At 38.8% G+C, this 12,326-nt stretch carries 7 protein-coding genes; 5 read left to right on the top strand and 2 right to left on the bottom strand.

Annotated elements, in window-relative coordinates; genetic code table 11:
- Positions 1–2: 2 nt before the first annotated feature.
- On the bottom strand, positions 3–3,275 hold the full coding sequence (locus RT138_RS10915; protein WP_313190707.1) for a SusC/RagA family TonB-linked outer membrane protein: 3,273 nt from the start codon (positions 3,273–3,275) through the stop codon (positions 3–5).
- Between the two features lie 61 nt (positions 3,276–3,336).
- Entirely contained in the window at positions 3,337–4,428 is a 1,092-nt protein-coding gene (locus RT138_RS10910; protein ID WP_313190706.1) for an ROK family protein, read from the bottom strand.
- A gap of 306 nt (positions 4,429–4,734) precedes the next feature.
- Between RT138_RS10910 and RT138_RS10905 the strand changes: the two genes are divergently transcribed.
- The 5 genes from RT138_RS10905 (at position 4,735) to RT138_RS10885 (ending at position 12,256) form a co-directional block, all read left to right on the top strand.
- A complete protein-coding gene (locus RT138_RS10905; protein WP_313190705.1) occupies positions 4,735–5,946 on the top strand; it encodes a heparan-alpha-glucosaminide N-acetyltransferase domain-containing protein in 1,212 nt (403 codons plus the stop codon).
- Positions 5,947–6,067: 121 nt separating this feature from the next.
- Positions 6,068–6,346, top strand: coding sequence for a 30S ribosomal protein S15 (rpsO, locus tag RT138_RS10900; protein WP_093100604.1), 279 nt, complete (start codon positions 6,068–6,070; stop codon positions 6,344–6,346).
- Positions 6,347–6,570: 224 nt separating this feature from the next.
- The gene (gene pnp / locus RT138_RS10895) at positions 6,571–8,733 is read left to right on the top strand and encodes a polyribonucleotide nucleotidyltransferase (RefSeq protein WP_313190704.1); all 2,163 of its coding nucleotides are present in this window, start codon (positions 6,571–6,573) and stop codon (positions 8,731–8,733) included.
- Positions 8,734–8,874: 141 nt separating this feature from the next.
- On the top strand, positions 8,875–11,214 hold the full coding sequence (locus RT138_RS10890) for a glycoside hydrolase family 95 protein (protein ID WP_313190703.1): 2,340 nt from the start codon (positions 8,875–8,877) through the stop codon (positions 11,212–11,214).
- A gap of 160 nt (positions 11,215–11,374) precedes the next feature.
- On the top strand, positions 11,375–12,256 hold the full coding sequence (locus RT138_RS10885; RefSeq protein WP_313190702.1) for a hypothetical protein: 882 nt from the start codon (positions 11,375–11,377) through the stop codon (positions 12,254–12,256).
- Positions 12,257–12,326 lie beyond the last annotated feature (70 nt).

The following is a 12,326-nucleotide window of genomic DNA, read 5'->3' as shown; positions in this document are numbered from 1 at the left end:
TTTTAGAAGCTTGCACGTAACATGAAACCATAAGTTCTAGTTGCAGGAGAAGTACCCGCATTAGTAACGTTGTTTACCCAATAAGAACCACCTGTCATTTGCTCAGGATCTAAATCTTTCATTGATCTATAAATGAAGAATAGGTTTCTTGCAAATGCAGAGATCTGAAGGTTTTTCGCTCTTAAGCTTTTTGCTACAGAAGCAGGTAATCTATAACCCAATGAAAGTTCTCTTAATTTAATGTAATTGTTTTTCTGAACATACAAACCGTAGTTTGAGTTAGAGTATTGAGGACCTCCCCAGTTGTAAGTTTGAGCGTAGTAGAATGCTTGAGAAATGATATTGGTGTTTGGAGAACCATCTGCTAATACGCCGTCCATTACCATACCATCGTGGAAAACTTTTTCACCAGCAGGGCCAGCGTTTCCAGTTGTTGCAATACCTTTACCATCTTTGATATAGTAGCTTAGACCACCGTGCTCAGCATCCATTGCTGTAAGGGTTTCTTCCAATAGACCGCGAGATTTCATCCAGTTGATACCAGTAGGCATGGCATGTCCGCCCCAACGGAAGTCAATCAATGCATCTAAAGTGATGTTTTTGTAAGTGAAGGTATTGATGAAACCACCTGTTACTTTTGGCATTGCATTACCCGCTTTTACCCATTCATCTGGATCTAATTGGTAAAGACCATTATCATTAACAATCTTTTTGCCGCTTGCATCATATACGTAAGGGTGTACCATGATATCACCCATAGATTGGCCTACGTTTGCAACTAATCTTGCTGCAGAACCATCGTAATCTGCTAACATTAATTGGGAAGCACCACCTGGAAGGGCTTCTACTTTATTGCGGTTGAATGCAAAGTTTAAGATCGAATTCCATTTGAAGTTATCATTTGAAATAGGAGCTCCGTTTAACGCAAATTCGTAACCAGTGTTTCTCAATGTACCTACGTTAGCAAGGATTGAATTAGAACCTGTAGAATAAGGAAGGGTATAGTTTAAGATCTGGTCAACGATTTTACCGTTATAATAGGTAATGTCTAAACCTAATTTGTTGTTGAACAATCTAGTTTCTAAACCAATTTCCAATTCGTGTTTGTTTTCAGGTTTGATTTTCTCATTACCGAAAGAAGAAGTTGGGATCTGAGTGTACAATACTGATGCATCGGTACCTTGATTACCCAAAGTAGCTTGGGAATAACTTAAGGCACTTAAGTAGATGTCTGGATATTTACCCACGATACCATATGAACCTCTTAATTTAGCATAATTGAAGAATTCAGGCATTTGGAAAGCTTCATTCAAGATAATACTGGTATTTACTGAAGGGTAGTATAATACGTTGTTATCAGGGTGCATTTGAGAAATTTGCTCTCTTCTTAACGTACCTTCCACAAACCAGAAATCTTTAAAGTTAAAGTTGATGGTTCCGAATGTAGCATCACGTAAAGAGTTCAATTTTGTTGAGTTTCCTCTTGAAATATTGTTAGATGCACTGATATCATACCAATTTCTTACTGATAAACCACCGTCGGTATTTGCAGATAAATTCGTAGTATTCAATTTAGTAGCTGTATAACCAAGCATTGCCCCTAATTTTACATCTTCGGTGATTTGCTTGCTGTATGAAGCCAATAAGTCGGTGTAGTAAATATTTGCAGTTGTATTATTAGATGCATAATATCCAGACTGTCCGAATGCAACCGGAATTTCGTTTGGTTGTTTATCATCTGTTTTTAAGTTCGTCATATCTGCAGAGAATCTACCGCGGATAGAGAAGTCTTGTGTTACTTGCCAAGTGTTGGTAAATGAACCGATAACCCTGTTCGAGTATTCATCATATTGTCTAGCCAAGTTATTCCACATGAAGTCTAATACGTCAGCTTTATAGCCATTGTGTCTTAGGTTTTCTCCAGGCGTCAAACTTTGGTTAGAACCAGTTACATATTTATAGCCCAAGCTAGTGCTATATCTGTCCAAATACCACTCTGGATTATCAAAAGTTGAGATCATCCCTGTAAAGTTGTTTACAAGACGGTCTGTCAAGAATGGTCTGTTGTGGGTATGTTGGTTAACATAGTTTACTACGATATCTGTGGTCAATTTATCCCAGAATTTCATAGTTGAATTGATACTAGCGATGTTTTTCTTGTTGTAAGAAGAAAGAGCGGTCATTTCGTTGTCTTGTCTAGTCAACGAGAACCTTGTGTTTGCTTTATCACTTGTATGCGATAGGGCTAAGTTGAAGATGGTGTTATTTGGGTTGTTGAATAGTTTGCCATATGAATTTTGCGCTACATAAGGTCTTACTTTACCATCCCAAGAAACAACAGGTTGGCCGTCGAATTTAGGACCAAAGTTAATTGTTGCTCCTAAAAGACCTCTTTTTACACCATCAACAGCTAGATCATCACCATAATAGAAGAACATGTCTTCACCTTGACCTGCATCAGCATATTGAGTGGTATAACCTGGACCTCTCACATCTTGAAAGCGAGGTAAGTAGGCGATCTGGTCATGGGTGTAGGTTGCGTTGAAGTCGATTGCAACGCCTTCTCCACCTTTACCAGATTTTGTTGTCACCATTACTACCCCATTCAATGCTTCGGAACCATATAGAGCGGCTGCAGAAGCACCTTTAAGTACAGTGATGGATTCGATATCTTCAGGGTTTAGGTCTTCTAATCCGTTACCTCTTGCTCTTTGGTCACCCCAGTAGTTAGAGTTATTGAAGGTAGTCGTTCTCATTGGAACACCATCAATAATAATTAAAGGCTGAGAGTTACCGGTGATTGAGTTGACACCACGGATATTGATGTTAATACCAGAAGTTGCACCACCTGGCGCTGCAGAAATACGAACGCCTGGCGCTTTACCATATAACGCACCTGCAAAGTTAGGTGAACCTGTTTTGGTCAATTCTTTTGCTTCAACGGTACTCATGGCATACCCTAATTCCTTAGGTGCTCTTTTGATACCCATGGCAGTTACCACGACTTCATCGATGTTACCAGCATCTTCCTGCATGGTTACATTTAATGTAGAAGAAGTAACATTGATTTCTTGTGTTTGATAGCCTACACTGGTGAAGCGTAGTTTTTGGCCATTATTGGCTTCGATGGAGTAGTTTCCATCCATGTTGGATTGAGCTGCTTTGTTTGTTCCAACAACAGACACACTCACTCCTGGAAGACCTGCTCCATTAGGATCTGTTACTCTCCCCGTAACAGTTTGTTGTGCAAATAACGAAGATAAGCTGAAAAGCATAACTAAGGTTATACTGCAACATTTTGAGTAAAAATTGCTCATTTGTTGATGTTTTAAGTAATTAGTCTATTAATTGTGTTTTATAGATGTTTTTGTCTGCGTTCAAGATGCAGATGCATGTTGAACCCAATAATTGTATGTTTTCTGTGTTAGAGAATTCAATTTTTGTGTTTTGTGATAATCTTTTGATACTAAACTCCAATACTGCGCTTTGAATTTTAGGCAACAGTACATCCTTGGCTTTTGCACCACGTCCAGATATCAACACCAATTCAGGGTTGATGATATGGATTAGGGTTGCAATACCTTTTCCTAACATATATCCAATTTTATTGACCGCTTCCATGGCGAGTTGATCTCCATGTATGGCAGCAGTTAAAAGTTGGTCACCAGTCAGGTATTTTTGTTGTTTGAAAACAGCTTGTAGCGAGGATGCCTCGCCGGATTTTAGAGAGTTAGATGCAGATTCTACGGCAGCCAACAGGGAAGCATCAACTTCCAAGCAGCCTTTTTTACCACAAGAACAAAGTTTGTTTGAGTCAGAAAGAGGGATGTGACTGAACTCACCTGCAAATCCAGAATGTCCACGGTAGAGTTCGTTGTCCAGGATCATTCCTAGTCCAACACCCCAATTGAGGTTAACCACCATAACATCTTGAATGGATTTTGCAGATCCAAATTTATGTTCTGCTATTGCAATTGCGGAAGAGTCATTTTCCACAAAAGTCGGCAAATTAAATTCTTTTTGAATGTTAGTTTTCAGGTCGTAGAATGGGGAATTGCTACTATAAGAATTGTTTTTGCCAGTTTTGCTATCTACAAATCCAGGAATGGTTATACCGATTCCATAAATTTGATAAGCGTCGGTTTGTTTGATTGTGTTTTTAGTCAGTGCAATAATTTTTTCATAAGCATCGTCCTCTCTTAGGTCGATCACTTCAGTGTTTATTGCAGTTTTATATTGGTTTTTAAAGTCAACAACGACCACTGAAGTATAGAATTGGTCAATAGCAATGGATAGAATTAAAGGGAGATGTTTTTCGTTGGGCACAAATTGAGCAGCACGTCTACCGCCTGTGGAAGGGGCAAGGCCGTCTTGTTCGATCAGGTTTAGTTGCAATAATTTATTTACGGCATTGGTAATATTGGGCACACTTTTCCCAATCGACGCACTAAGTTCTGCAATCGATTGCGGATTGGAAAAATATAACCGCTTTAGTATTGATAATTTAAGGCTATCCAAAGTTAAAATTGATTATTTAATACTTTCGTAAAGTTATGATAAAAAGCAATTAACAAACAAATACTTTTTAAAAAAATTAATAAGTGTTGTTAAATTTATCAGAAAATAGAGCAAAGTAGCGAGGATTTATGCGTTTTTATGCCTGTTTGGCTAATAAAAAGAATATGTATTGCATTTTTATGTGGGTTTAATTGTAACTTCGGGAGAATATAAATTATGAAACAGCGCTATTATTCATTAGATGTCTTTAGGGGAGCGACAGTTGCCTTAATGATTTTGGTTAACAACCCGGGGACCTGGTCGCACATGTTTGCACCTTTGAAGCATGCTCCATGGCATGGTTGTACCCCTACGGATTTGGTATTTCCTTTTTTTCTATTTGCAGTTGGAAATGCGATGTCATTTGTGATTCCGAGATTACAGGAGGCTGGCGATGGCATATTTTGGAAGAAAGTGATCAAGCGAACGATACTGATCTTTTTGATTGGATTGGGATTGAACTGGTTTCCATTTGTACATTGGTCTGATGGGGTCCTTCAATTTAGGGAATGGGTAAATAGCAGCAATCCTGAACAGGGAGTTCGGATTTTAGGGGTATTACAGCGAATTGCCATTGCTTATTTCTTTGCCTCTATTTTGGCTTATTATTTTAAACCTAGAACCTTAATATATATTTCAGCTGCGATCCTTTTAGGTTATTGGGGATTATGTGCCTTTTTGGGGACAGGAGATCCTTATTCATTAGAAGGGTGGTTTGGTACAGCGATAGACAAGCAGATCCTTGGGGTTGCACATATGTATAAAGGAGAAGGTGTTCCGTTTGATCCAGAGGGATTAATGAGTGCTATGCCAGCTGTTGTTCAGGTCGTTTTCGGTTATTTGGCTGGAGTCTTCATCAAAAAGCAAGGTCAAGTAGATTGGTTATGGACAAAGGTACCACAGAGCAATGAACCTCATTTTAAGTTGTTGTCAGGGATGTTTGTAACTGGCTTTATTCTATTGGTCTTGGCATGGATCTGGTCATTAGGATTTCCAATCAATAAAAAGATCTGGACAAGTTCATATGTTTTATATACCACTGGTTTAGGAATTCTGACTATTGGAACCATGATCTGGTATATAGAAGTGCAGGGAGTTAAGAATTGGTTGACACGATTCTTTGATGTCTTTGGGAAAAATCCACTTTTTATCTTTGTTTTAAGTGGGTTGTTGCCGAAGACCTTGGGTTTAATCCGGATTCCAATGGGAGTGAACGACCTTGGAGAAACAACATTCGGTAGTCCGTTAACCTGGTTCTATAAAAATGTATGTGCACAGATTCCAGGAATTCCCGAAATAGGTTCGTTTGCCTATTCATTATGTTTTCTGGTCGTGATGTGGGCGATTTGTTACTGGTTAGATCAAAAGAAAATCTACATTAAAGTATAATTCTAAGTTACTGAGCAATAGAAGCATCAATAAAAGAACAATAAATTTTTTGTTTCGGTAAGAAGATGTTAACTTTGCACGCAATTAATAAAATTTTTAACGCTTTAATATTATTCACGAAATGTATTTAAGTAAAGAGTACAAAGCTGATATCTTCCAAGAATTTGCAGGAGCAGCTGAAAACACAGGTTCTGCAGAAGGACAAGTAGCTTTATTTACAAAAAGAATTGCTCACTTAACTGGGCACTTGAAATCAAACAGAAAAGATTTTAACACACAACGTTCCCTACAAAAATTAGTAGGTAAGCGTCGTTCATTATTAGCTTATTTGTACAAAAAGGATATCGAAAGATACCGTGCTATCATCAAAGCATTAGGCTTACGTGATATCATCAAATAAGCAATCTGTAAAGAGCTTTTAAAAGGGACCCTGAAAATTCAGGGTCCCTTTTTTTATTTTGAATTAATAAAATTGCACCACGCTTATAATGAATGGGCAGAGATTCTAAAATTTTGGCCGTTGATGATTCGGCAATGAATTTTTAATTACCTTTGTGCGATTAAAAAGGTCAATATTAATTTGGTGCATGTAAAATGAGGCAAATGCATCACAAAGAAAAAACAATGAGTTATAACGAAAAGAAAGTAACAATTGAAATGGGTGGCGGACTAGCTCCCATTGAATTGTCGACTGGTAAGTTAGCTAAACAGGCTGATGGATCAGTAGTTTTGAAACAAGGAGCAACGATGTTGCTAGCGACCGTGGTGTCGTCAAAAGAACCTAAAGCAGGTGCTGATTTTCTTCCATTATCAGTAGACTACCAAGAGAAATATGCGGCTACAGGTCGTATTCCAGGAGGATTTTTACGTCGTGAGGCAAGGCTTTCAGATTATGAGGTTTTGATTTCACGTTTGATCGATAGGGCTTTACGTCCATTGTTCCCAGAGACTTACCATGCAGATACGCAGGTTATGGTAAGCTTAATTTCTGCGGACAAAGAAATTATGCCAGATGCATTGGCAGGATTGGCAGCATCAGCAGCTATTGCTGTTTCTGATATTCCATTCAATGGACCTATTTCAGAGGTTCGTGTTGCGAAGATTGAAGGAGAGTTGGTGATCAACCCGACTGTTTCAGCTTTGGAGAAAGCATCTTTGGAATTTATCGTTGCGGGTTCTGCACAAGACATCGTGATGGTAGAAGGAGAGGCGAAAGAAATTTCAGAAACTGAAATGGTAGAAGCGATTGCTTTTGCACACGAAGCTATCAAAAAGCAAGTTGCTGGACAGATTGAATTGGCAAACCTAGTTGGATCACAAGAAAAACGTGATTTCAACCATGAGCCTTCTAATCCAGAATTGAAAGAAGCGATCTATGCTGCAACTTATGAGAAAGTTTATGAAGTTGCTAAATCAAAATCTAGCAAGCATGAGCGTACTGAGAAGTTTGCTGAGATTGGTCAATCATTCTTTGAAACCATGGGTGATGAGATCGATGAGGATACAGAATTCTTGATGAAGAAGTATTACCACGATGTTCAATATGACGCAGTTCGTAATCTTGTATTAGATGAAGGAATTCGTTTAGATGGTCGTGATGTTCGTACTGTACGTCCTATTTGGACTGAGGTAGATTACTTACCTGCAGCTCACGGTTCAGCAGTGTTTACACGTGGTGAAACACAATCATTGACGTCTGTGACATTAGGAGCAAAAGATGATGAGCAAATGATCGATGGAGCGTTCTTCCATGGTTACAACAAATTCATCTTACACTATAATTTCCCAGGATTTTCAACTGGCGAAGTAAGGCCAAACAGAGGTCCAGGTCGTCGTGAAGTTGGACATGGTAACTTAGCGATGCGTTCATTGAAACAAGTCCTTCCAACAGAAGATAATCCTTATACTATCCGCGTTGTTTCTGATATCTTAGAATCAAATGGTTCATCATCTATGGCAACCGTATGTGCTGGTACATTGGCGCTAATGGATGCGGGTGTTAAGATTGCTGCTCCGGTTTCAGGAATTGCAATGGGACTGATCACTGATGAGAAAACAGGTAAATATGCAATCCTTTCGGATATCTTAGGTGATGAGGATCACTTAGGCGATATGGACTTTAAAGTTACCGGTACTGAAAAAGGTATTGTAGGTTGTCAGATGGACCTTAAGATCAATGGTCTTAAATGGGAAGTGTTGACTCAGGCATTAGATCAAGCGAAAGAAGCTCGTCTACATATCTTGGGAGAGATGGCTAAAACTATTTCTGCTCCACGTGAGGACTACAAACCACACGCTCCACGTATCATCCAAATCTTAATCGATAAAGAATTTATCGGTGCTGTAATTGGACCAGGTGGTAAAATTATCCAAGAAATGCAACGTGAAACTGGTGCTACTATTTCAATTGAAGAAGTTGACAATAAAGGTGTGGTTCAAATCTTTGCTGATAATAAGGAAGCAATCGATGCTGCATTGGCAAGAATCAAAGCGATCGTTGCTAAACCAGAAATTGGTGAGATCTATGAAGGTAAAGTGAAATCAATCATGCCATTTGGTGCATTCGTTGAAATCATGCCAGGTAAAGACGGATTATTACATATTTCTGAAATTGACTGGAAACGTCTTGAGACTATGGACGGAGTGTTCAAAGAAGGAGATATGGTTACCGTGAAACTTTTGGATGTAGACAAACAAGGTAAGATGAAGCTTTCCCGTAAAGTTTTGTTGCCTCGTCCTCCAAGAGAAGATAAGCCAAAACAAGAAAATAAGCCGCAAGGCGAATAATTAAGGGAAAGAGAGCAATGCGAGTTGCTCTCTTTCTTTTTTCACACAAGATTTAGAGATAAAAGACATTAGACTTGAAACTTCCACAAGTCTAATGTCTTTTGTTTTTTGGTCTTAGGTCAAAATTCGTAAATTAATGAAATGAAAAACCTACTAAACCTAATCTTCATATTAATTCCTTGTTTTCTGTTCGGACAGGAGAATGATCTAAAGTTATGGTATCAACAACCTGCTGCCAAGTGGACAGAAGCATTGCCACTGGGTAATGGGCGTCTTGGGGCGATGGTTCATGGTAGATATGATCATGAGCTGTTCCAGATGAATGAGGAGAGCCTATGGGCAGGAAACCAAATCAATAAAAATAATCCTGAATCTGCTTTGCATTTGAAGGAAATTCAAGGTGCCATTTTCCGAAATCAATTTGAATTGGCTAAAGAATTGGCAACAAAGTATATGGTTGGCACTCCTGCTAGGATCCGATCATATCAGCCATTGGGAAATATAAGAGTGGAATACGATTGGGGAAGTGAAAAGGTAGAAGAATATTCAAGAGTTCTTAATCTTAATGAAGGAGTCCATCGGACGACATTTATGGTCAAATCGAATCAAATAGTTCAAACTTCCTACATTCCTTCATTAGCTGATGCCATGTTTCTGAAATGGGAGTCAACAGCAGCAATTTCCTTTACTGTAAAGCTTGATAGGAGTCGAGATGTGAAGGAATATGGAACATGGAAGAATGGAGCATATTATTCGGGGCAGATTCAAGATTCAGTCAAAAAGGATGCTGGACCTGCCGGATCACATATGCAATTTGCAGCTGGACTTATGGTCAAGAGCATAGATGGGGAATATGAAGTATTCAGTGATGATGCTGGATCTGGAATTCGATTTAAAGATGTAAAAAAGCTTGAATTGGTTTATACAGGTGTGACTGATTATGAATTGGAGAAGCTTAATTTTTCTGGAAACAGAAATTTGGAGGCTGATGTAAAAAGTAGATTGGGTTTAATTTTAGATGATCAAGCTCAGGATTACTTACTCAGTCATGTAAATGATCATCGGTCGATGTTTGAAAGGGTTAAAGTGTCCATAAATTCATCTGCTGAATCAAATTTGCCTACAGACCAAAGGTTGAAGGCTTTTTCGGAAGGGCAAGAAGACTTTGGACTGCCAGTACTTTTTTATCAATATGGCAGATATCTTTTGATGTCTTCAAGTCGATCTCCAGGACGATTGCCGGCGAATTTGCAGGGGATTTGGAACCAAGAATATGAAGCACCATGGAACTCTGATTTTCATACCAATATCAATCTGCAAATGAACTATTGGCCTGCGGAGTCTGGAGATTTAGGGGAAACAAGTGTGATATTGGCGAAATTCATGAAAGAATTAATGAAACCGGGCGAAAGAACGGCAAAGGAAATGTATGCTGCGCGAGGTTGGACGATCCACCACTTGACTGACCCATTTGGAAGAACAGGGGTGGCTGATGGCGTATGGGGTGTATCGCCAATGGCTGGTCCTTGGATGACATTCCCGGTTTATCGGCATTTTGCTTTCAGTCAAGATAGGGCATACCTGAAGAATGTGGCTTATCCTATTCTTCGAGGTTCTTTGTTATGGGTTTTAGATTTCTTGATCAAGTCACCTGAGGGTTATTTAGTGACTAATCCTTCTCACTCTCCAGAAAATGAATTTAAGACCATGGTTGATGGGAAAGAAGTTAGGTCCCAGTTATCTTATATGAGTACCATAGATATAGAAATCATTTTAGAGCTTTTTGATAATTTCGAAGAAGCTGCCACAATATTGAATGAAGACAAGGAGCTGGTGGCACGGATAAAAGGAGTGAGGAAGCAATTACCTCCAATCCGAGTAGGGAAAAATGGTGGAATCCAGGAATGGATCCATGATTATGATGAAGTGGAGCCTGGGCATAGACATATGTCGCATTTGTTGGGTTTGTATCCAGGGAATTCTATTAATCCTAATGACCCTAAATTATTTGAGGCTGCCAAGAAAACGATTGAAAACAGACTTGCCTCAGGGGGAGGGCATACTGGTTGGAGTAAAGCATGGATTGTCAATTTTTATGCTCGATTATATGATGGAGAACAAGCTAATAAACATCTAAAGGAGTTGATCGGGAAAACCTGTCTGCCTAATTTGTTCAGTACCCATCCACCATTCCAAATTGACGGGAATTTTGGTGGAGCTGCCGGTTTTGCTGAAATGTTAGTTCAATCCCATAACAATGAAATCCATCTATTACCAGCCATTCCTTCTTCATGGGAATCAGGTTCAGTCAATGGAATAAAAACTAGGGGTGACAAAAAACTAAGTTTCAAATGGGAAAATGGTAAGATTGTTTCTTTAACTGTACAAGCAAAAGCTGCTGAAAAGGTTAAAGTTCGTTTTGGGGAGGTTGTTAAGGAATTTAAAGTGAAGGAAGGGTTGAATACCCTGACTTTAAATTGATTTGATGATTTATGTTTAAACAGCTTATGATTTAATCCCTCATTAGAATAAATTGTTCACTCAATCTGCACTGGGTTTTACTCATTATTGATAATTTAAGTTTTCATTAACAAGTAGTTTAGGTCATCCAATAATATATGATGATTTTAAACAAAAGATTATGAAAACTAAATTTTTAATGATTTTACTGGCCTTCATTATTTTCGGGACAGGTTCATGTAAGAAGGGTGATCAGGGTGAAATGGGCCCTGAAGGAGCAAAAGGAGATAAGGGCGATAAAGGTGTTACTGGAGCAAAAGGAGCTGATGGATCTATGATTTATAGTGGTACCGTAGTTCCTGCTGCAAGTTTGGGTAAAAATGGAGATTTCTACTTTAGAACGACGACGGGTGATTTGTATGGGCCAAAGGTAGCTGCAGGTTGGGGAAAACCGACCAAACTCAAAGGTGCTGATGGGAAGAACGGAACCAATGGAGCCAATGGGAAAAATGGCTCTCAATTTCTTTCAGGTACTGCAATTCCTGCGGTAACATTGGGTGTTGTAGGCGACTTTTATTTTAACACTGCTCAAATGGTTTTATATGGACCAAAGACGAGTACTGGTTGGGGAGCTGGAACAAATTTAAAAGCCAATGTTAAGATTATGTATTCAGGTTGGAGATTAGCGGTCCGCATGGTGGATACATCATTTGACAATACAAGGGTTAGAGCTGCTCACATTTATGAACCACAATTAACTAAGGAGGTTTTAGCAAATTCTGCTATTTTGGTTTATTTGGATTATGGTCAAGGTGTTTACCCACTGCCATTTTCAAGTAATGCGTTTTTTAAGATGTCGACCATCACCTTTCACCCCAAATTGAGGGAATTAGTAATTCTTAGAATGGTTTATGATGGTGGCCCAGTAGTTTCCATAAATGTCAACATACAATATCGATATGTTATTATTCCGGGTAATTATTATATTTCGATGAAAAAAAGAGGGGTTGATTTGAAAGACCCTGTCGCTGTTGAAAGGGCTATCCAAGAGTTGAAAGAATAGAAAAAGGGTGTCAATTTGAAGTGAACCCCAAAAGTTAGACAAAAACTTTTGGGGTTCATTATTTATGGCA

Source organism: Sphingobacterium sp., from assembly GCF_032065005.1.
Lineage (GTDB): Bacteria > Bacteroidota > Bacteroidia > Sphingobacteriales > Sphingobacteriaceae > Sphingobacterium.
This window is presented reverse-complemented; position numbering and strand designations above follow the sequence as displayed.